We start from the raw sequence: 21,574 nt of genomic DNA on the forward strand, positions 1-21,574 counted from the left end.
TTCAGGTGAACCATGCCCACTCCACTGGTCTCCGTCCTGCTGCCCGTCTACAACGGCGAACCATACCTCGCTGCGGCGCTCGCCAGCATTCTGCGTCAGGACCATGAACGTCTGGAGGTCATCGCAATCGATGATGGTTCAACTGATGGCTCCTTGCAGATCCTGCAGCGGTACCAGAAGGTCGACGATCGTATATCCATCGTCTCACGAGAGAACCGTGGTCTCATCGCAACCTTGAACGAGGGCCTGGTTCTAGCCAAGGGCGAACTTATCGCCAGGATGGACGCAGATGACGTCTGCTATACGGCTCGCCTGTCGCGGCAAGTCGCGGTTTTTAAGGAACAACCGCACCTCGCAATCTGTGGGACGGGTATCGACACGCTCATCGGCGACCGGATTGTGCGGGGGTCGCTTGATCCACTCTACCTGTGGGCGAATTTAGGGATATTGTCGAAGTTCTTCACGATCTTCATGCACTCGACCGTGGTCTACAACAGAAATGTCATCCCGGATGAGATGCTTTCCTATGACCCACGTTATGTCCACGCAGAAGATTTCGATCTTTTCAGACGGATTACGGATCGCTTCTCAGCGGCAATGATCGGTGAGAGTTTGGTCGCCTACCGTATCCACGACGAAAGCGTCACAAACAAGCACAAGCGACAGATGCGCAAGACGCATCTGAAGATCGTTGCTGAGAACCTCGAGCGGGAAGGTCTGGTCGACAATCCTGACGTTTTCGACGACATCGCCAAGGCCGTGACGTGGAACAGTGTTCAGCGGGTTGCGGAATGTATCCTGGGGCTCGAAGAGAATGTGTCGACACAGCCCGAGGCGATACGGCCGAGCTATGAAGAAGGCACATTGAACCTCTTCTACTTCCTCTATCAGCTCATCAGCGATGAACAGCGGCCGGAGTTGACGCATGAGTTCTTAACCCGCACGCGAAAATGGGGGCTCATTCGGCGCCGCGAACGATACAGTCTCCGCCCCGGTGCATACATGCCGTGGTTCAGTGGGATTTCAATTGCGGCCAACAAGCAGGTCGACGCGTTGTCCCGGTACTTGCAGTCCGTGCCCGCTGCCACCGTCCTTCCCCATTGTGACCTGATCGGCTGAGTTAGAATGGATATGGAACTCCACCACACCGCCCGACACAGTTTCAAGATGGCGCGTGCGCTTTCGACAAAAGCTCCCTCGGAGTCAGAAAAACCTGTGCAGGGAAGTTTCATTGTGTGTACGCGAAACCGCGCTGCGGCTCTTGCCGCCTGCATTAGATCGATTGAGGCAGCATGCCGGTCCCATGCTGCCTTTACGAGCGAACTCATTGTTGTCGACAACGGCTCGACGGACAGCACGCCAGAATACGTGATGGGCGTGGCCGCTGCCTCGGATGTTCCAATCACGCTGCTTGCAGAAGCGCGTCCGGGCCTAGCCGCCGCGCGCAATGCCGGACTGCAGCATGCGCGGGGCAGCATTGTCATTTTCATCGACGACGATTGCGAAGTTCATCGCGACTATCTCCGCGACCTTGAGCGTCACTATGCGACCGGTGAGCGGTTGGTCATTCGCGGCGGCCGAGTCGAGCTCGGCAACCCGAATGATTTACCATTCACGATCAAACGATCGCCGACACGGGCGCGCCTAACCCGCGACGTCCATCCGGGTGGCTTCGTGGTGGGCTGCAACATGACGATGCATCGCGATGTCGCGGCTCGTATCGGCCATTTCGACGAGCTGCTGGGCGCCGGTGCGCCGCTGCGAGCCGCAGAGGACACCGACTACCTGATTCGCGCGTTTCAGCTTAACTTCCCGGTCGAATACGTGCCTGACATGACAGTCTTCCATCACCACGGACGAAGCTCTCGCCAGGATGTCGAAAGGCTCCACCGAAGTTACAGCTTGGGTAATGGAGGGCTCTATGTAAAGCATATCCGATGTGCTCCATGGCTGCTTCGCCATTTCTTCTGGTCCGTGAGATCGGCCTGCAGAGAGCTTTTCGGCGGCCCTCGATTCGACCCTGAGCTGCACCTTTCTCACTGGCCAATTGTATTCATGAATTTGCTGGGCGCTGTCGCGTTCATGGGTCTTCTTTTAACAAAACGGCGGCGTCGCCGAGAGGTGCGCCAAGACAAAGAGGCAGCTCTTGAGCTAAGGTGACATCATGTTGCAATTCGTATTGCCAGGCACGCGGTTGCTCCGAGACGCGCTGGGCCGCCAATTGCCCCTGCTTTCGGCTGTGGTCATCCTCGGTCTGAGCAGCGCCGCGCTCGAAGGCGCCGGTATAGGTCTCGTCATTCCCATGCTGAGCATCATTGCCGGTCATGAGAAAGACGCGGGTATGGGCGGCCTCTCGGCCGTGTTCCAACAAGTCGGATCGGGATTCGATGATGGGGAACGACTCGTTGTAATCGCGGTCATTGTCCTCGCTTTGATCACGCTGAAGAACGTTTTGGCATTTTCAAACACCGTGCTCACGACATACATCTACGGTAAAGCCAGCCACTCAATTCGAAGCGCGCTCTCACAGCAGCTTCTCAGCATAGGATACCCGTTTTTCCTGCAACAGAGCCCGGGGCGGTTGCTGAATATCATCTCCAACGAGTCGTGGCGGGCTTCGGATGCCATCCAGACCGTCCTCGCGTCGATTGTGAGCGCGTCGGCCGCGATCATTCTTTTGGGGTTCCTTCTGCTTCTGTCCTGGCCGATGACATTGTTCGTGGCGATGGGGCTGGCGTTGGTCCAACTGGCGCATGCCCTCCTTTCGGCCAGTCTGAAAGACCCGAGCCGTAGTGTGACATCGCTCAATAGCGAACTTGCATCAAGAATGCTCCACCTCGTGCATGCCGGCCGGCTGATCCGTATCTTCGGACAGGAGCAGCGTGAACAGGCGGTTTTCGACAAAGCATCGGACGCCGTTCGCCGGGCTGGTTTTGTCCTCCAGACCCGTCAGGGCGCTCTACCGCCGCTGACCGAGGTCCTGCATGCGATGCTTTTCCTGGCAGTCGTCGTGGTTGCCTGGTTCATGAACGTGAGTTTTCCGGTTATCGTCGCATTCATCGTCCTGCTTTACCGGCTGCAGCCGCATATGCGTGCCTTGCAATTGTCGTGGAGCCAGATCCAGGGTTGGAGCGGGTCGCTGGAAGAAGTGCGCTGGTTGCTGGATTCGTCAGATAAGCCAAAACCTCCAGCGGGAACGCTACCGGCCCAGGGCTTGCGTCAACGGATGCAATTCGAAGGTGTGACGTTTAAATACCCTGGTTCAGGTTCCCGCGCGGCGGTGTTGCATTCCGCGACCTTCGAAATCCGCAGTGGTTGTTCGACAGCAATCATCGGTCGATCAGGTGCCGGCAAGACTACGGTAGTCAACCTTTTATGCAGATTTGTGGATCCGGATAAGGGTCGGATCATCGTTGATGGCGTACCCTTGAACCAGATCGACCCCACCCAATGGCGAAGCCAGATCGCGTTGGCAAGCCAGGACCTCGAACTTGTGGACGGTACGATTTTGGAGAACATCACTTACGGACAAGACCTGGCGACGGGCGCTGAAGCTGAGCGTGCGGCAAAATTGGCCGAGGCACACGACTTTATAAAAGGCCTGCCTAACGGGTACCAAACGATCGTTGGCTACAGGGGTGTCAATCTGTCGGCCGGACAGCGGCAACGCATTGCTCTTGCAAGAGCAATGGTGCGCGATCCCGACATCCTGATTCTGGACGAGGCCACAAATGCTGTGGACGGTCTCTCGGAAGCGGCGATCGTCGAGACGCTTAAATCGAGGGCGGGACGGCGTACAACGATCGTGATCAGCCATCACAGGAGCACGATTGCGTTTTGCGATGATGTTGTGATTCTCAGCGGCGGTCACGTAAAGAGCCAGGCTCCATTTGCCGAAGTAGCCTCATTGAGTATGGACCAACTTTACGAGCATAAAGACGGCTGACGACTCGACCGCCGTCTTTTCTTTGGCAGAATCGTTGGCTGCAAGATGCGCACCGACAACTCAATTTTATCCAGCCAGTGAAACGACCACCAAACAACTATCAATATGATCCGCGAGACGTACATACGGCGGGAATGGTCTTGAGAATGATTATGATATCTTTCTGAAATGACCAGTTTTCAACGTAGTGCTTGTCGAAAGCAATCCGTTCGTCATAGTTGACGTCATTACGCCCGCTGATCTGCCACACACCAGTCAGGCCAGGGCGCGACTTGAAATAGTAAGTTGCGGCGGAACCATAGAGCTCGATCTCATCCTTCACTACGGGACGTGGCCCAACGAGACTCATCTCGCCGCGAAGAATGTTGACCAGTTGAGGTAATTCGTCGAGGCTCAATTTCCGCAACACGATGCCGACCGTGGTGACGCGTGGATCGACCTGCAGCTTTCGTGCGGCCAACCATTCTGCGTGTGCGTCCGGATTTGCAGCCAAATGGGCTTCTAGGACGGCATCACCATCCGTAACCATGGTACGAAATTTGAGGCAATAGAAGGCATTCCCGCCACGCCCGATGCGGCGATGGCCATAAAGAACAGGTCCACCATCAGACAACTTAACCAGACAGGAGAGCAGTATAAACAGCGGGCTGAGCAGGATGAGGGCAAGGATGGCAGCAAGCACATCGAAGGATCGTTTCAAGAGCCCTCCAATCGGAAGTTTTTCAAGTTCTTCGGATTCTCGAATTGTTTTTGTCGTCACAAGAAGTCCTTTCGAGTGGTTCTCAAGAAGCTGGCTCGTTTCGTATCCTGGATGGCTAAACCAACTCTTCATAGGCGCGGCAATCTTCCACGCCAACCCGGGACTGGCGACTTCGTTCCACCGTTGGGCTTCAGCCCTAGGAAGTGCCGGACTTATGCCAAGCCCAAAATCAGACCAAAGTCTGAATTGCTGTTCGGCAATGTAGAGGCTCGGCTCGACAGCCTCTCAGAGCAGTCAAATTCCTCCTTGGACTTCAGACCAGCGAAGGATGAGTCTTATGACTATCGATGATCGGACCAAAGTCGGAATACCGCGAGGCAATCGTTTGGTATGGAAAGTATGGCGATTGACACGCGAACGCGACGTGTCAAAATTTGGGGAAGTCCTCTTGAAGCCGGCCACTTCTATGACTGCAGGTGCTTTGAGGCGCAACCGAGACCAAATCTTTCCTTTGTTTTGCGTTCTGTTATGAGGGCAGAAACTCCAGGAGGCACTATGCATACCCGTTTTGAACTCGCTCACGTCCTTTGTAGCGCTTTCGTAGCGGCGGCATTGGTGGCTACCCCCTTTGAACTCACCTTTGATGGCACGTCTCCGAGTTTGCACGCACAATCGGCGTGGGCAAAAGATGGAGGTAATGGCGGCGGCAATGGTGGCGGCAATGGTGGCGGTAAAGGTGGCGGCAAAGGCGGAGGCAATAGCAATGGTGGCGACAGTGGAAGTAACGGCGGAGGGAACGGAAAGGGCAATAACGGCAAGGACGGAAAAAACGACAATGCCGGCCAGAGCGGCGATAAAAAGGCTAGTACAGTCAATCAATCCAAACCAGTTACCCGCGAAACCGTCGAAGTCGATGACTCTTTGATTGAAGTCCGTCACAAGAATGGGATGAGCGAAAGGATTGAGGCCGGGCGCTACACGATGAAGGACGCAAAGGGACGGACCATCATCAGCCGCACAGCGACAAATTCCGATCAATCGAGATTACAATCGTTCGCCCGCTGATCGTCCGTCCGCCGGGCGCGCCAACATCGACCATTTATACCAAGCGGATATCGCGACCAGCGTCACGCAGTGCCATCGCGGCCTCTGTCCGGTTAGTGACGTTAAGCTTTGCAAATATGCGTCCCATATGGTGCTTCACAGTTTTTTCGTGGATGTCGAGCTTCAGCGCAATCCGTTTGTTACTCAATCCTGCCGCAGCAAGATCCAGGACCTCATACTCGCGACTGGAGAGTTCGGAGATCAAATCAGTCTTATTGGATGCATTGTTGATGGATGAGAGATCCGATAGCATCCGGGCCGATAGGGCCGGCGAAACGTAACCCTCGCCAGAAGCGACCGCTCGGATTATTTCGGCCAGCGCACGGGAGCCGACGCCTTTGAGGACATAGGCTTTCGCGCCGCTGTTCAGGGCCTTCGTCACGTCGTCACTCCTCTCTGACACCGTCAGCATGATGATCTTTTGGTCGGGGAAATGGTCGAGGATCGGCGGGATCGCATCCAGGCCTCCGCCTGGCATGGAAATGTCCATGAGAATGACGTCGGGGCCGTGATCACGGGCAATCCGGATCGCGTCTTCCTTCGTGCAGCCTTCTCCAACGATTTGGAAGCCGTTGATTTCACCGAGGCTACGCCTGACCCCTTCCCTGAACAACGGATGATCGTCGATCACTGCAATACGTAGTCCGGTCATTACGCCTGCTCCAGTCCGTCCAAATTTAGTGACATCCGCACCTTAGTCCCTTGTGCCGAAGACTCTATCGTAAAATGGCCACCAAGGCTTTCGACTCGATCCCTTAGCCCAGCAAGTCCGATACCGGTGCGACCGACAGTGGCCGGATCGAATCCCGGCCCGCCGTCGGAGACCTCGACTACAACGCGCTCGCCCCGCAAAGTTTCCACAACCCGTTGTTCAATGCCTCCGCCGTGCTGGAAGCCATTGTTCAAACCTTCTTGTATAAAGCGATAAATGCAAATTTTTACCGAAGGTTCGAGCTGCACAGGCGTGCCCGATATCGATAAATCAACACTCGATCCGGTGCGATACTCGTGGGCTTTGACCGCCCGTCGGATAATTTCTGGCAAATCGGCAGCCTCTATATGTGGCAGCACAAGGCCGTCGCAGATGTTCCTGATTTCACGCATCGCCTCATCCAGGCTTTCCTTTATCGCCATCACTTCACCCTCACGCGTTTCTTCCGAGACGGCGGAGTTAACCAGGACATCGCTGTCCAACCTAAGCGCAGCGAACGCCATGAGTTGTGCGGGGCCGTCATGAATATCCGCCCCAATACGCCTGAGATAGCTTTCGTTAAGTGCCGCAGCGCGTTGAGAGGCACGTTGGACGCGTGCATGTAACGTCTTGTTCTGCAGGAGCAGGTCAGAAAGTTCGCTCACCCGTTGCTTCAGGTCCCGGCGTTGGTCGTCGATGGTCTTGCTTCCACGGAACACGATAGCTGACAAGACCAGAAAAAAAGCCAATGTGAAGAAGGCCACAGCAAGCCAGCTGCGCAGGCGCGCCTGATCCAGACTGTGCTGAAATTCGTCAGCTATCTCATAAAATTCCGATACGGCGACCACTTTGCCCGACCACGGTTGGAGGACCGGATTATAGATCTCCAGAAGCGGCTTGCCACTCGCCCGCTCCGCTTCGCTTTCCACGTCGTCAATGTTGTTAAAATTAGCGACCATCTTGCCAGCAAACGCCGTCTTCAGGTCATCGTTGACCGCAAAACGCTTGCCCATAAGCGTCTTGTCATTGGAATAGAGAACCAGCCCGTCGCTTCGCCAGAGCCTGAAAGATACGAGCCTGCTGGCCAACGCCCCCTGCCCCAATGTCTCGTCCAACGCACGCGTAACCGTCTCGTCGAGCATCTGATTGGTTTGCATGTCGGGAAGAATAGGCGCGACAACGCTGTCTACGTACAAAGCGGTCGCCGCCGCCGAATTGCGAGTAACGGCAGCTTCAATCAGCCCCGCCACAAAAGCGCCAATCAAAATCATCGCGCCCACGGAGACTAACCCTCCAATGAGCAGAAACTGCCTCGCAAGAGACTGGGAATTCCAGCGGGTCAGCAGATTCATGGCTGTGTACGGTGCGTTGGTCCAAAGCCATTTGATCGAGGCAATTTTCGAACGTTGCATAGGCACCGATACCCCGATGCTTTCATTGTTTTGTCTCCATTCTGGGTGCCTGTGCGGTCGCAGCACTGGTCTGCCCATAGCGGTCGCGAGCCCCGTTTTTGTTTCTACCCGGATCTGTTGCCGTGGTCACCGTTATCGCAAGGTCTGTCATCGTGCAATTATGCACGAGCCAGGAGACATGGCGCAATCTCTACCCCCAAGAAACTTCCTCATGCAATCAAAACGTGAATCCGGCTCGCTGCCCTTGAAAACAGCGGCCCGGAAGAGGCCGTCAAAAGATTACCCATAAAGGTTCAATAAGATCTTATTGCCGCGCATCCAGCAATGCGTCAATGCGATCAACCTGCGCCGGGGTGAGCGTGCGGCCAAAGGCGGTTTCCAGCCGTGCAACGGCATCGTCAAGCGCCTGCTCCCGCAACACAGGGTCAGTCAGCGCCAAGGCCTCTTCCCGGCTGCGCTCATAGGTTGCAATCTTGCCTACGGAAGAGTTCGGTGCGGCCCGTTCCCTTGCCCGTGCAGACGCATGCGCAGCATTCAGCGGACCCAATCCTGTTCTATCGTCGTCAGCATCCAGAGATGTTTTCTCGACTTTGGCTTTGTCGTGAGCATTTGCCGAATTGCCGCGGTCGGACGACTTGCCGTGGCTTCCACCGTTGTTGCCGTTTCCACCGCCATTGCCGTTGCCACCACCATTGCCGTTGCCACCACCATTGCCGCCGCCATTTTTGGCCAAGGCCGAACCTAGGGGATTGAATTGATCGGTGGTTGCACACATTGCGCCGGCAAAAAACAAACCAAGGCACGCTGCTGCGACGATACGAACTTTAAATTGAACCATTATCCACCTCCTCAATGAATCGCATGCCGACAGAACCGGGCAAACAGTCCAAGGATAGGCTCCTTCGAGGATGGAGAAATCGGACTAAAGACCCATCAGTAAAAATCAATGGGCCTAACATTTACCTCGCCGTTGGCAGCGTAGCAGGCAGATCTCACCGAATAGAACGAGCTGGATGATAGGCTGCAAGGCTGGTGTCCGATGAAATGGAGTTAGCCTGCAGAAGAAAGATATCATGCCAATTCCGCGATGGTGCAAAGGCGAAGGCGGCGTGCCCAGTGGCGTCCATTGAGAAAACTCAGTCTATGTGTAGGACCTTTGATTTTCACTGGTAGGCCTTTAGTCCGATATCGCATCGCCTGATTAAGGCTATCCTCTTTAGTGCCGACACCACCCCCGCCGGCACGGGCCCCCAAGGCCCAACAGCCCGGTCAGCTGACCCTTGAGACTCCAGCTGACCGGGCTTTTAAAGAAGATGACCTAAAGCATATTTCATTGGTTTGAAGGACGCCGGTATCCAGCTTGATACCAACGGATTGGCGGTGGTCGAAAGTCCACCGCCTTTTTGTTGGAACCATGATCAGAACTTCGCCTTGAGGCCAGTCGTGCGATGTCGGCAAAGGATAAAGTTAAATAGGAAAAGTCTATTTCATCGCCTCCCGCCACTGCGTTGCAACGGTCTCGGGCTCTTCGTTCACCAGGATGCAGAAGTGACTAGGGCTTTGCGGTCCCAGAGTGTGAATGGTTGTATGTTGCGCGTCTGGATATTTCTGGACCGCAACGATCGTATGCGGGTTAACGTAAACAATCTGTCCTTCGGCGGATATGAACTTGAGCATTTCCCGGTCTCCTGATTCTGGCTGTCGTGCCAACGCTACGTCCTGATAGTAAGCAAGCCAAGCATGATCATCAGGTTAAGCTGACTACTTCATGTCCCGCACACTGCCACCGAGAGCATCATCGGCGTTGACGTAAAGGTAGCGACCAGCGGACTAAGCCGGCGCGGCTATCGCCAAAACGATAGCAATTACCAGCAATAGCGGGCCCATCCATCGAAAATGGTGTACAAGGTTTCCGAGCCAAGCGTTCTGAGCACCTTGGTTGGCAGGTGGAAACGAAAGATAGCGAAATCCAACGGCTGTCATCCACAATCCGGCGCAAAACATAATGAACTCGTCAATGTAAGCGGCAATCATGGCTCTTCTCCCCCAAGTGCCAAAAAGACGATCCAACAATGTCGTCGACCGGAAAGCAAGGCCGGGCAATCTTGGCCGCGCAACTAGGTACCGGATCTCGTCCAAAATGGCTGAAAGCATGCGGAATTTATAAGATAGCTAAATCGCCTTTGGCTAATTTCTAATATGCAATCTTTGTTAAGCATAATGACGCATGTGTAATGTACCTGTGACCCACCGTCCACGATTCGATACGGAACTCCTTCATGAAACGACTTGCAGCCAGTATATTGACCCTCTTGCTCGCCGGCTGCACGACGGTTGACTACGACTTCTCCACACCCAAACAAACGTCGGCTGTTCAACAGATTGCCGCCCCGACAGGCAATGTGAGCGCGCCGCGCTTCGGTGATCGCGATCCTCACGACTGGACCGGCAAGACGCCCTGGCGATATCCGATTCATGGAACGGACGTCTCGAAATATCAGTCCACAGTTGATTGGCAGACGGTTCGCAGCAGCCGTATTTCCTTTGTCTTCATAAAGGCGACTGAAGGCGCCGACAGGTTCGACGAAAGATTTGGCCAGAACTGGGCAGCGGCGCGCGCCGCAGGCATCCCTCGCGGTGCCTACCACTTCTACTATTTCTGCCGTACCGCCAAGGAACAGGCGCGCTGGTTCATCGAGCATGTTCCCAACGATCCCGGTGCTTTGCCCCCGGTTCTCGACATGGAGTGGAACGCCGCCTCTCCAACCTGCAAGCTCAGGCCAAATGCGGCTGTCGTGCGCGGCGAAATGCGTACCTTCCTCGATATCGTCGAACGGCATTACGGCAAACGGCCAATCATTTATACGACCGTCGATTTCTTCGACGACAACGATCTGAAGCAGCTAGCCAATTATCCATTCTGGTTGCGCTCGGTGGCAGGTCACCCCGATGAGAAGTACGGACCGCACCCCTGGACTTTTTGGCAATATACCGGGACGGGAGCCATCCCTGGCATACGTGGCGATGCGGATATCAATGTTTTCGCGGGCAATGAAAGCGCCTGGAAACAGTGGCTGGTGCGCAACAAGCTCCGATAAAGCTCAGCGCGAGCGCTTTCTCGCACTTCTTTGACTTCACGCCATCCTTATATTCGTGCATTAGCAGGAAAAATTCTGCGTGTATTGAATACGCGCCCGTTATCAATGAGATTTTTCTTATGAGCAAACTATCGATTGGACTTGCCATCAGCTTTTTTGCGCTATGCGGCACCGCCCGCGCCCTGGATCAGGTGGCGCCGATGCAGCCGGTAGTGGCAAAGCCCGCATGCGGCGGCGAACTGGAGCCGTGGTTCAATGGGCTGATCGCCGAGGCAAAAGAAGCCGGTGTCACCGAGAGGGGCTTGGCTGAGCTTCTCAAGGCTTCGATGGACGACAAGGTACTGGAGCGTGACCGCGCCCAAGGCGTGTTCAATCAGACTTTCCTCACTTTCTCCTCGCGCATGGTGTCCGATTACCGTTTGAAACAGGGCGCTGCAAACCTCAAGAAGTATGCCGATACCTTTGCCAAGGCAGAAGCTGAGTATGGCGTTCCAGGACCGGTGATCGCGGCATTCTGGGGTCTTGAGACGGATTTCGGCGCAGTTCAGGGCGATTTCGATACGCTCAACGCACTCTTGACACTCTCATTCGATTGCCGCCGGCCAGAACTTTTCCGCCCGCAGTTGATCGCTCTTCTGAAACTTTTTGACAGCGGTGTGGTCGATGCCAAGACGACCGGCGCCTGGGCTGGCGAGATCGGCCAGATGCAGATGCTGCCAACCGATTATCTCGAGCGCGGCGTCGACGGTGACGGCGATGGCAAGGTCGATCTGAAGCACAGCGCGCCAGATGCGATCATGACCGCTGCTCGTGTGATGCATGATCTGGGCTGGCGCAAGGGTGAGCCATGGCTGGAGGAAGTAAAGCTCACACAAGAGCTTCCTTGGGAAAATGCCATGCGTACCAACCGTTTGCCCCACTCCAAATGGGCAGCGTGGGGTGTTACCGGTATGAAGGGACCGCTTGGTCCAGACGATGGCGATGCCTCGCTGCTGCTTCCGATGGGCCGCAAGGGGCCAGCTTTCCTTTCCTACGCGAACTTCGATATTTTTGTCGAATGGAACAAATCGATCATCTACGCTACGACAGCGGCCTATTTTGCCACCCGCCTGGCTGGCGCGGGCCCGCTGGAGCCGACCAATCCTGAAGTCGGGCTCAATCCCGAACAAATGAAGGAATTGCAGAACAAGCTTGCGGCGCGTGGCCACGACATGGGCCCGAAGATCGATGGCGTGTTCGGCATTCTTACCCGCGATGCGGTACGTGACGAACAGATTCGCCTTGGTCTGCCCGCCGATGCGTGGCCAACACCTGAACTCCTCGGCAAGCTTTAGGTCGTGTGGACAGTTAGCGATTGGGCGTGGCGCGAGCCGGATTTCTGAGCTGGCAAGGCGAAAAGACCGCGGTGGTGTATCCCACCACAAGGGCTTTTCAACGAAGCCAGGGCTGAAATCCGCCGCGTCCCGAAAGGGATATGGCCAAAATCGCCCATTTCAGCGTCGCAAGCCCTCGAAGGAGAACATCTCCGCCTTCGGTCTCGCTCCTCGAACTGGACGATTTTGCTCATACCACGCTCTAATTCATAACTGTCCACACGACCTAACCCTACTGCGCAGGCGCCATCGTTTCGAGCGAGGCAAAACCCTCCGGTCGATCACCTTCGTCGAAGGGTGTTTCGACCTCCACGAACGTGTCGGGATAGAAACCGTTGAATCGGGTGCGCAGCGACAGCGAGTAGGCACCGATATTACCGATCTCGATCCAGTCGCCAGTATCGACCGTTTCCGGCAACCAGAACGGGCGTGACAGGATATCGACGGAATCGCACGTTGCGCCGCACACCCGAAAAGGCACAATTTCCTTCGGATCGCCATGACGGTGCTTTTTGGCCGGATCGGGGATGAAGCGGGCAGGCAGCGTGATCTTGCCGGTCCACGAATCCGACAGCGACGCCCAGATACCGTCATTGATGTAGAGCCGCCTGCCCTTGCGTAAGAGAACACGCACGATCAATGAAAACGCCCGGGCGACGATGACCCGGCCCGGCTCTGCCACGAGGGGCAAATCACCAAAGCCATACTCCTTGATATCACCCCGCAGCCGCGACATCAGTTGGCCAAGCGATGGCATCTCGACATGCTTGCGTTTCGGGTCATGTCCGTACTCAGCGGGAAAGCCACCGCCAACGTCGAGACCCGCCAAGGGAACTCCGGCGCGGTTGCGTACCCAATCAGCCGAGCTCAAGGCGCGCTCATAGGTGTCGGGATCCTCGATCTGGCTGCCAACATGAAAACACAGGCCGACCATGTAGCCGATCTTGTGGGCGCGCTGCAGAAGCTCGACCGCATGTGCTGGAGCCGCACCGAATTTCTTGGACAGTTCGTAAGCCGCATGTCCCTTGGTCTGCAGCCGTATATATAGCGTTATGCTGGCTGGATCGATATCGAGTGCGCGCACGATGCGGGTTACCTTGGCGATCTCATCCTCATGGTCCACTGCAAGCACACGAATGCCGTAGGTTTCAAGAGCCAGGCGAATATCCGACTGCGCCTTGATCGGGTGCATATAGAGCATCTGCGCATCCGGTGCGACCTTGCGCACCGCTTCGAACTCTCCCGGGGATGCCACATCGAAAACAGTGATGCCATTGCGTGCCAGCGTTTCGAGCACAAGATTTTCGCCATTGGTCTTGACCGCATAGGCCGTCTCGCCAGGGAACATCTTCATGAAGCGGTGCGCATCATCGATCAGAACTTGCGGGCGAAAGCAGTAGACTGGTTGATCCGGCCGCAGGGTAAGCGCTGCTTCACGGGCCGAGGCGAATCGTTGCATCGTTTTGTTCTGCGTCATGCAAAACTCTTATCAAGGACAGGTGACAGACGAAAGTCGGTTTCTTGCAGCTGGAATCGGGTGGTTTTATACCGTCGAACAGCTAGAAACCTGATCAGACCGCACTGTCGAAAAGGATCTCTCCATGACCACCGCGCAAACGACGTCGCCCAACCCTCTCGCCATGACCAGCTTCGCATGGTTGCAATTACTCCTTCTTGGCGCGATCTGGGGTGGGTCATTCTTCTTTGCGCGTGTCGCGGTGCAGGTCGTTCCCCCGTTGACGTTGGTTCTTTTTCGCGTGGCGGTAGCAGCTCTGGCGCTTCATCTCTATCTGCTGAGCCGCGGCATCCGGTTCTGGGACTACGGAGACCATGCATTTGAGTTCGCCGGCCTTGGTCTTCTAATGAACGTCATACCCTTTTCCCTGCTCTTCATCGGGCAGACCGTTCTTGGCGCTGGTGTCGAGTCGATCCTCAATGCGACAACACCGATCTGGACGGTCGTGGTCGCCGCCATCCTTACGGTAGACGAACGGATCACGATCAACAAACTTGTCGGCATTCTCCTGGGCATATTCGGGCTCGTCATCATGATCGGCCCTGGTGTCCTCACCGGTCTCGGTGGACCGCTTTGGGCTGAAATTGCTGTGATAGGCGCCACCCTCTCCTATGCTTTTGCCGGCATTTTGGCGAAGCGCTTCAAGGGCGTGCCGCCGACAGTGACCTCCACCGGTCAAATGACCGCATCCACGCTCATCATGATACCCGTGGTGCTCATCTACGACGGCGTTCCTGCCGTAGCGAACATCGATACCGGTGTTTGGTTGGCCATTCTCGGTCTTGGCATTCTGTCGACCGCTTTCGCCTATATTCTGTACTTTTCGATCGTCCGGACGGCGGGGGCAACAAATGCATCACTCGTCACTTTGATCGTTCCAGTCAGCGCTATTCTGCTTGGAACAATTTTTCTTGACGAAAAGTTAGGGCTTCAGGACTTCCTCGGCATGGCATTGATCGCTCTCGGACTGTTGACGATTGATGGCAGGCTGCTCGCAGACTTGCAAAAGCGCCAAAAAGCCTAAAGTTTTCAATATTCCGTTAGTCCTATAGCTCCGGGTCCGCGGCTTAATTCTGGCCTAATTGTGGCAAACCTCATGCCGATCCCTACTGTGTGACCTTTTTGCTGCACTGCAAAAATATACCACCTACTGGAACATTTTATCGTGATTTAAATTTTTTTTGCTGATCTAAATGGGTTTAAATTCAAAAACTTAGGTTTGAGAAGCAAAAATTTCTACCATCCATGTCACAAGACCGCAATATTTAGGCTTTTTATGTGGCAAATTTGCGCTATGCTAAATGGGTTAACTGCAGGAGACGAGCGATGGGACTAACTCGATCGATGAATGTCCTTATGATCTGTGCAGCGTTCGCATTTATTGGTGCAATGGTCGTAGGACTAATCCCCTGATTATAAATAAGAGCGCTACGAAGATGGTCTCTGACCGTTAAGCGAATAGAAACAGGAAGGCGGCCCGGTTATAGCAACCGGGCCGTTTTCGTTTCTCATTCAGGCCGCGGCGCCGGCAAGACTGGCCTCAACCGCATTGCTGCCGCCAGGACGGATGCCAATCAAATGACAGATGGCAAAGGGTAGATCAGCCCGGTTCATCGTGTAGAAATGGAAATCCTGGATACCGCGCTCGACCAGATCGAGCACCTGTTCGGCAGCGACCGCGGAGGAGACCAAGGCATGCGTCTGCGGGTCATTGTCCAGCCCGTCAAACCGCTCGGCGAGCCATGCGGGAATGTGCGTTCCGGCCTTTGAGCAGAAATTGGTAACCTGCGTGAAATTATGGATCGGCAATATGCCGGGCAGGATCGGAATATAGATGCCAGCGCGGCGAACCTTTTCAACGTAGCGTTCATAAAGGTCGTTCTCGAAAAAGAACTGCGTGATCGCCCGGGTCGCGCCATTGTCGACCTTGCGTTTCAGCATGTCGATATCCGTGGCAAAATCTGGACTTTCCGGATGCTTTTCCGGATACGCGGAGACTGAGATATCGAAGTCTGCGAAGGCTTTGAGTCCGGCGACCAGGTCGGCGCCGTTCTCATAGCCACCTGGAGTTGGTTTATAGTGCGCGCCAACGCCACCGGCCGGATCGCCGCGCAACGCCACAAAGCGCTTGACGCCCATGGCGGCAAACTCGCGCACAACCGTATCCACTTCTTCCTTTGTCGCATCGACGCAGGTCAGATGGGCAGCGGCATTGACGTCGGTTTCAGTCAAAATCCGCTTGATTGTACGGGCAGTACGTTCCCGGGTGGTGCCGCCCGCGCCGTAAGTTACCGAAACGAATTCAGGATTGAGCGGCGCAAGGCGCGTCACCGTTTCCCAAAGCCGTTCTTCCATGACTTCCGTCTTCGGCGGGAAAAACTCAAATGAAACACGGATATTTGACCCAATATCCGAACGGCGGGACTGGCGGAAAAAACTCATTATACGCTCTCCGTTATGCGGGAGGTTGAATCGGGATCGGCGATCAGCAGGCGTGGGTCGCGTGCCAGCCACAATTTGACGGTCAGTTTGTCATCGCCCTTCGGTTCCAAATCGCGGCTTTCTTCGAGCATCAATCCGGCCTCGGTCAGCCAGTCGCGCATCTGCCCGTCATTGAACCCAAGGCGCACATGCGCATGATTGTCGCGCAAAAATTCAAGCTCATGCGGCGCAAAATCGACGATCAACATTCGTCCGCCTGCCCGCAACGCGCGCGCCGCTTCGCGGATCGCTTCCGCCGGATTATCGAGAAAGTGCAGGACCTGGTGAATCGTCACGAGATCGAAAGTCTCTCGATCGACCGGAAGCGAGTAGACGTCGCCATGGCGAACCTGTGCGTTGGTAATCCCGTCGCGGTCGAGGTTTGAACGGGCAATAGTCAGCATGTCGCGATTAATGTCGATGCCGACACCGCGCACATAAAGCGGCGCAAAAAGCTCCAGAAGGCGGCCTGTGCCAGTCCCAACGTCGAGCATGGCCTGGAAGGGCTTGCGCCCGACAATTTTGATCAGTGCGTCCTCTACAGCGCCATCCGGAACATGCAGTGATCTGATCGCGTCCCAGCTGGTGGCATTGGCACTGAAGTATGCGGCTGCACGCTCGCGACGCTGTAGCTTCACCGAGGAAAGGCGTTCGAGATCACGCTCCAACAGCGTATCGGCGTTGTCCAGGCGATCCAGAAGGGAGCGGGCAATGTCGCCGACGATCAACGATTCTGCCAAACGGAAATAGGCCCAGGAGCCTTCCTGATAACGGTTGATGAGGCTTGCTTCAAACAGGAGCTTGAGGTGGCGTGACACACGTGGCTGTGACTGGCCGAGAATGGTCGTAAGGTCGGAAACTGTCAGATCGCCGCGCGACAGTAGCGCCAGAATGCGCAAGCGGCTCGGCTCGGCCGCTGCTTTCAGCGTGTCGACCATCAGATCAAGACTGAGATTACGCTTGTCCATCATTCACCTCAAAAGACATAAAGATATGTTTATGTGAGGAATCAAATTTTGGCAAGCTGTTTTTGCCGTTGACGACAAATTTTGCCGCGTTTGAAATACGACCGAGAATCACGCAAGGAGCCTGCATGAGCACAGGAACAAACCGCCAGCGTGCGATCAACAAGGCACTGACGCTGCTTCTCCCTGCGGTGCCCTATTCGGATTCGGAGCCGATAAGGGCTGCTGCCGGCGCGCCACACATGCGGTCATTGCCCCCTCCCATCGCGGTTTGGCTTGCTACCGTGGCGCATGTCCGCCACCAGCACACGGACTACGACGCTCTGCGCGATGAAGGGTATGACAAGGAAAGTGCGCGATTCTTCGTGCTCGATGCCATCAATCGGAAGTTGACGGAGTGGCGAGCGACGCGTCTGCTGGATCCTGATGAGGAAGATCCGAGCTGATGCTTGTCGTCTCCTGCCATTGATCTTGGAAAATCAGGTTCTCCAGAGGCAATCTTTTGGCCCAGCCGCGCTTTTGCAGTTCCGGCGCATCGTAGAGTTCGTCGACATAACCGACACAAAGGTAGGCTATGATCTCGACATGCCCAGGAATGCCGAGGATATGGCGCATATCCTGATCGCGGTAAATGCTCACCCAGCCGACCCCAATACCCTCGGCCCGAGCTGCGAGCCAAAGGTTTTGCACAGCGCAGACGGTACTGTAGAGATCCATCTGGTGATTATGCGTACGTCCAAGCACCACCTTGCCCCCACGGGTGCGGTCGCAGGTGATGCACAGGTTGACCGGAGCCTTGAGAATGCCTTCGAGCTTCAGCGAAGCGTAAAGCGCTTGCCGTTCGTCGCCGAACAGCACCTTCGCTTCCTCGTTGGCGCGGGTGAAAGCGCGATATATTTCCGCCTTTCGCGCCTCGTCGCGAATGATGATGAAGTTCCAGGGCTGCATGAATCCGACCGACGGCGCGTGGTGTGCGGCGTCCAGCAGCCGCATAAGGATGTCGTCTAGCACCGGTTTCGGGAGAAACTGGTCGCGCACATCGCGTCTTGTATAGATGGCTTTGTACACCGCCGCACGTTCATCATCGGAAAAGCAATCGGCGGCGACAGGACGATACGAAACATTCTGCATTGTTTGCTCCCAACAACGCTTGGAAACTCTCCCCGCTGTCCGCGCGGTTTGAGCTATGAGGTCCGGCCGGTCTTCTGACTGAGGTTCATCTGAACCGCGCGCCTTCCGGTATTTCCGTGGCATCTGCGCGGCCCATCCCCTTTACAGCGTTGGGCACGTGCCGGAGTCACACCGGCTTCCCGATTCTCCCGCATCGCGCGGGCACCGGACCTTCAGTCCATTCGCCATAGAAATGCACTTGGCGCAAGCCTCAGACCTGATAAATCCATTGCTCGGGAACCCGCACATCGACTTTTTCACCGGCGCGAATGGTGCCCGGCTTCTCTACCCAGGCGACAATACCGCGCAGGCGTTTCGAGACCCTGACGAAATCGAGCGCTGTCGTCGTGTGATCTTCGGTGTCAGCATGTTCGCCGATGGAACGCCCCGCTACCTTGCACGGGGCATTCTGCCCGTCCACCCTCAAAGTGACGCCGCCTTCAAAGAACATCAGCGTCCGTGGCGGCAACATCGACAGCGACGGAATACCGTCAATGACCATGTTCCCGCCGATCCATTCAGCCTTCAGATAGGACAATCCCATGCCAGCAGCGACATCCGCCAGCTCGTCCGATGCGAGAATGGAAAGCTGGCGCTCGTTGCGCATTTCCGTACCGCGCGGATACCAGGGCTCACGCCCACCGGACCTACGCGTTGGACCAGCATGAAAATCGCCAACGATCCCATCGAATGTGAGATCAAGAGAAGCTGCAGGCGTCGTGACAAAGTCGCCCGCGAGTGCTTCGAACAACCCGCTGACCCGCCCGCTAAGCTTGCGTGAAGGCATTATTTCGGTTCTGGTTCCAAACAGGTCAGTCATTGAGCCACTCCATGAATTCTTCGCATACTAGAAATTCAGGTGAGGAAAACCAGCGAATAAGCCTGATGGGTTCGTCAAAAATGGTGATGGGAGAACGTCTCCGCCTCCCAACACCGTTTATCGCGTTAGCGGCTTGTAGCTGGGACGCTTCGGGTTGACACTGTCCGGACCAAGGCGGCGGATCTTGTCGTTCTCATAGTCTTCGAAATTGCCTTCGAACCATTCCACATGGCTGTCGCCTTCGAATGCGAGAATGTGCGTCGCCAGCCGGTCCAGGAACATGCGATCATGGCTGATGATCACGGCGCAGCCTGCATATTTTTCCAGCGCGTCCTCAAGCGCTGCCAGCGTTTCGGTGTCGAGATCGTTGGTAGGCTCATCGAGCAGAAGAACATTGCCACCAGCTTGCAGCATCTTGGCGAGATGCACGCGATTGCGCTGACCGCCGGAGAGATTGCCTACCTTTTGCTGCTGATCCCCGCCCTTGAAGTTGAACGCCGAGACATAGGCACGTGAGTTCATCTCGTGCTTGCCGAGCTTGATGATTTCATTGCCGCCCGAAATTTCTTCCCAGACGTTTTTATCCGCCTTCAAATGATCGCGGCTTTGATCGACATAGCCCAGATGCACGGTTTCGCCGATTCGGATGGATCCAGAATCAGGCTTTTCCTGTCCGGTAATCATCTTGAACAGGGTGGTTTTACCAGCACCGTTGGGGCCGATAATGCCGACGATGCCGCCGGGCGGCAGCTTGAATGTCAGGTTTTCGATGAGCAGTCGATCGCCGAAGGATTTGGTGAGGCCTTCCGCTTCGATAACCACCTGACCAAGGCGCTCGCCTGCCGGAATGAGAATCTGTGCGTCGCCGGGCCGCTGATCGTTGGCCGCATCCACCAGAGCATCATAGGCCTTGATACGCGCCTTCGATTTCGCCTGACGTGCTTTGGGGCTCGCAGAAATCCATTCGCGCTCGCGCTCCAATGCTTTCTGGCGCGAGTCGTCCTCGCGGCCTTCCTGCTGCATGCGCTTGGCCTTGGCACCGAGATACGCCGAGTAGTTGCCTTCATAAGGAATACCGCGACCGCGATCAAGTTCGAGAATCCAGCCGGTAACATTGTCGAGGAAGTAGCGATCGTGGGTGATCAGCAATACCGAACCTTTATATTCACGCAGATGCTTTTCGAGCCACGCGGTGGTCTCCGCATCCAGATGGTTGGTCGGCTCGTCGAGGAGCAGAAGGTCCGGCTGCGAAAGCAGAAGACGGCATAGAGCCACGCGGCGGCGTTCACCGCCGGAAAGGTTGGTTACCTCGCTGTCTCCAGGCGGGCAACGCAGCGCTTCCATGGCCATCTCGACCTGCGATTCCAGATCCCAGAGATTCTTGGAATCGATGATATCCTGCAGTTTCGCGCCCTCGTCAGCGGTCTCTTCAGAATAGTTCATCATGACTTCATTATAGCGGTCGAGAATGGCCTTCTTGTCGGCAACGCCGTCCATGACGTTGCCCATCACGTCCTTCGTCGGATCGAGAATGGGCTCCTGCGCGAGATAGCCAACTGTCGCGCCCTCGGCCAGCCAGGCCTCGCCCGTATATTCTCTGTCCATACCGGCCATGATCTTCAGGATCGTCGACTTACCGGCACCGTTCGGCCCGAGGATACCGATTTTGGCATCGGGGTAGAAAGAAAGGTGAATGTTTTCAAGAACCTTCTTGGTTCCATATGCCTTGTTCAGGCCGGCCATATGATAGATGAATTGGCGTGCCATAACGCGCGTCACTCCGGTGTTCGGGATTTTAGGGACATGAATTTGCGCCGTATGTAGGCGAAAGGGGCTCCTGTGGCAATGGATCGGTGGTTTATTTCGAGCAGCTGACCGAGGTTAGGCTCCTTCTTTGCCAACCGCTCATCTGACTCTTGCCATTTGGTCCGAGGCCGCCGATTTGCCAGATGCAATACCATTTGGACATCCAAAACGAGCGAAACCGGGCGCGGATATTTCCGTCACCCGGTTTCCCCTCTGGTGCCGCATTCGGGGAGCGTCCTCTTCTCCCCTGAACGGCCATGTAACTGGCAGACCGTGTGCGTTTCATTGTTGCGGTTGCAACGATCGCACATTCGATCTCTTTCGAGTGAAGTTCTGAGGCAAGTTTTTATCGATTGCAAGAGGCTTTGCAAAATAAAATTGCATAGAGTTTGTCGTGATTATTTATTGTGCAGGATCGAAAAAAATTAAGCGGATTCTATCGGAATTTATTGCGCATTGACTATTCCTGCGCCACCACTTCAACTGGCGGCG

General features: G+C 55.5%; 20 protein-coding genes and 1 riboswitch. Of the genes, 8 read left to right on the forward strand and 12 right to left on the reverse strand.

Annotated elements, in window-relative coordinates; translation table 11 throughout:
- Positions 1–12: 12 nt before the first annotated feature.
- From J2X72_RS08850 to J2X72_RS08860, 3 genes are read left to right on the forward strand one after another with little or no spacing between them, the layout of a single operon-like run.
- On the forward strand, positions 13–1,119 hold the full coding sequence (locus tag J2X72_RS08850; RefSeq protein WP_310070834.1) for a glycosyltransferase: 1,107 nt from the start codon (positions 13–15) through the stop codon (positions 1,117–1,119).
- Between the two features lie 6 nt (positions 1,120–1,125).
- On the forward strand, positions 1,126–2,160 hold the full coding sequence (locus tag J2X72_RS08855; RefSeq protein WP_405044667.1) for a glycosyltransferase family 2 protein: 1,035 nt from the start codon (positions 1,126–1,128) through the stop codon (positions 2,158–2,160).
- 4 nt (positions 2,161–2,164) lie between these two features.
- Complete coding sequence (locus tag J2X72_RS08860; RefSeq protein ID WP_310070837.1) at positions 2,165–3,946, forward strand: ABC transporter ATP-binding protein; 1,782 nt, start codon at positions 2,165–2,167, stop codon at positions 3,944–3,946.
- Between the two features lie 100 nt (positions 3,947–4,046).
- Here J2X72_RS08860 and J2X72_RS08865 read toward each other — a convergent pair whose 3' ends face one another.
- Complete coding sequence (locus J2X72_RS08865) at positions 4,047–4,706, reverse strand: sugar transferase (RefSeq protein WP_310070840.1); 660 nt, start codon at positions 4,704–4,706, stop codon at positions 4,047–4,049.
- A 495-nt stretch (positions 4,707–5,201) separates the two neighbouring features.
- Between J2X72_RS08865 and J2X72_RS08870 the strand changes: the two genes are divergently transcribed.
- Entirely contained in the window at positions 5,202–5,711 is a 510-nt protein-coding gene (locus J2X72_RS08870; protein ID WP_310070843.1) for a hypothetical protein, read from the forward strand.
- A gap of 34 nt (positions 5,712–5,745) precedes the next feature.
- Here J2X72_RS08870 and J2X72_RS08875 read toward each other — a convergent pair whose 3' ends face one another.
- From J2X72_RS08875 to J2X72_RS08895, 5 genes are all read right to left on the reverse strand, one after another.
- Positions 5,746–6,402 (reverse strand): response regulator transcription factor, encoded by a 657-nt coding sequence (locus tag J2X72_RS08875; protein ID WP_310070846.1) that lies wholly within the window; start codon positions 6,400–6,402, stop codon positions 5,746–5,748.
- Positions 6,402–7,793 (reverse strand): sensor histidine kinase, encoded by a 1,392-nt coding sequence (locus tag J2X72_RS08880; protein WP_310070848.1) that lies wholly within the window; start codon positions 7,791–7,793, stop codon positions 6,402–6,404. Before J2X72_RS08880 ends, J2X72_RS08875 begins: the two co-directional genes overlap by 1 nt.
- Positions 7,794–8,157: 364 nt before the next feature.
- Positions 8,158–8,691, reverse strand: coding sequence for a Holotricin-3 precursor (locus J2X72_RS08885; protein ID WP_310070850.1), 534 nt, complete (start codon positions 8,689–8,691; stop codon positions 8,158–8,160).
- Between the two features lie 644 nt (positions 8,692–9,335).
- On the reverse strand, positions 9,336–9,530 hold the full coding sequence (locus J2X72_RS08890; protein WP_210000293.1) for a hypothetical protein: 195 nt from the start codon (positions 9,528–9,530) through the stop codon (positions 9,336–9,338).
- Between the two features lie 153 nt (positions 9,531–9,683).
- On the reverse strand, positions 9,684–9,887 hold the full coding sequence (locus tag J2X72_RS08895) for a hypothetical protein (RefSeq protein ID WP_310070853.1): 204 nt from the start codon (positions 9,885–9,887) through the stop codon (positions 9,684–9,686).
- A 245-nt stretch (positions 9,888–10,132) separates the two neighbouring features.
- On the opposite strand from J2X72_RS08895, the gene J2X72_RS08900 reads away from it, so the two are divergent.
- Positions 10,133–10,951 carry a GH25 family lysozyme gene (locus J2X72_RS08900; RefSeq protein ID WP_310070855.1) on the forward strand — a complete coding sequence of 273 codons (819 nt, stop codon included), beginning with the start codon at positions 10,133–10,135 and terminating at the stop codon, positions 10,949–10,951.
- A 200-nt stretch (positions 10,952–11,151) separates the two neighbouring features.
- Positions 11,152–12,285, forward strand: a complete 1,134-nt coding sequence (locus J2X72_RS08905; RefSeq protein ID WP_405044677.1) for a lytic murein transglycosylase — start codon at positions 11,152–11,154, stop codon at positions 12,283–12,285.
- A gap of 271 nt (positions 12,286–12,556) precedes the next feature.
- Here J2X72_RS08905 and J2X72_RS08910 read toward each other — a convergent pair whose 3' ends face one another.
- A complete protein-coding gene (locus J2X72_RS08910) occupies positions 12,557–13,783 on the reverse strand; it encodes an alanine racemase (RefSeq protein ID WP_210001652.1) in 1,227 nt (408 codons plus the stop codon).
- Positions 13,784–13,925: 142 nt separating this feature from the next.
- Here J2X72_RS08910 and J2X72_RS08915 point away from each other — a divergent pair, with 142 nt between their 5' ends.
- The gene (locus J2X72_RS08915) at positions 13,926–14,864 is read left to right on the forward strand and encodes a DMT family transporter (protein ID WP_310070857.1); all 939 of its coding nucleotides are present in this window, start codon (positions 13,926–13,928) and stop codon (positions 14,862–14,864) included.
- 488 nt (positions 14,865–15,352) lie between these two features.
- Here the strand turns inward: J2X72_RS08915 and metF are convergent, their stop codons facing one another.
- Both metF and J2X72_RS08925 read right to left on the reverse strand, forming a co-directional pair.
- Positions 15,353–16,282 carry a methylenetetrahydrofolate reductase [NAD(P)H] gene (gene metF / locus J2X72_RS08920; protein ID WP_310070859.1) on the reverse strand — a complete coding sequence of 310 codons (930 nt, stop codon included), beginning with the start codon at positions 16,280–16,282 and terminating at the stop codon, positions 15,353–15,355.
- Positions 16,282–17,289, reverse strand: a complete 1,008-nt coding sequence (locus J2X72_RS08925; protein ID WP_310070861.1) for a metalloregulator ArsR/SmtB family transcription factor — start codon at positions 17,287–17,289, stop codon at positions 16,282–16,284. The genes metF and J2X72_RS08925 overlap by 1 nt, the downstream gene beginning before the upstream one ends.
- Before the next feature lie 125 nt (positions 17,290–17,414).
- On the opposite strand from J2X72_RS08925, the gene J2X72_RS08930 reads away from it, so the two are divergent.
- Entirely contained in the window at positions 17,415–17,732 is a 318-nt protein-coding gene (locus tag J2X72_RS08930) for a DUF2293 domain-containing protein (RefSeq protein ID WP_210000273.1), read from the forward strand.
- Here J2X72_RS08930 and bluB read toward each other — a convergent pair.
- The 3 genes from bluB to ettA all read right to left on the reverse strand — a co-directional run bounded on the left by bluB (position 17,665) and on the right by ettA (position 21,043).
- Complete coding sequence (gene bluB, locus J2X72_RS08935) at positions 17,665–18,417, reverse strand: 5,6-dimethylbenzimidazole synthase (RefSeq protein ID WP_310070864.1); 753 nt, start codon at positions 18,415–18,417, stop codon at positions 17,665–17,667. The two genes, J2X72_RS08930 and bluB, sit on opposite strands and share 68 nt — an antisense overlap.
- A 46-nt stretch (positions 18,418–18,463) precedes the next feature.
- Positions 18,464–18,641, reverse strand: a riboswitch (cobalamin riboswitch).
- Between the two features lie 26 nt (positions 18,642–18,667).
- Positions 18,668–19,276: an MOSC domain-containing protein gene (locus J2X72_RS08940; RefSeq protein ID WP_310070866.1), complete on the reverse strand. Its 609-nt coding sequence runs from the start codon at positions 19,274–19,276 to the stop codon at positions 18,668–18,670.
- Between the two features lie 117 nt (positions 19,277–19,393).
- The gene (gene ettA / locus J2X72_RS08945; protein ID WP_210000197.1) at positions 19,394–21,043 is read right to left on the reverse strand and encodes an energy-dependent translational throttle protein EttA; all 1,650 of its coding nucleotides are present in this window, start codon (positions 21,041–21,043) and stop codon (positions 19,394–19,396) included.
- Positions 21,044–21,574: the final 531 nt, after the last annotated feature.

The organism is Phyllobacterium sp. 1468 (assembly GCF_031455525.1).
In the GTDB taxonomy this organism is placed as follows: Bacteria; Pseudomonadota; Alphaproteobacteria; order Rhizobiales; family Rhizobiaceae; genus Phyllobacterium.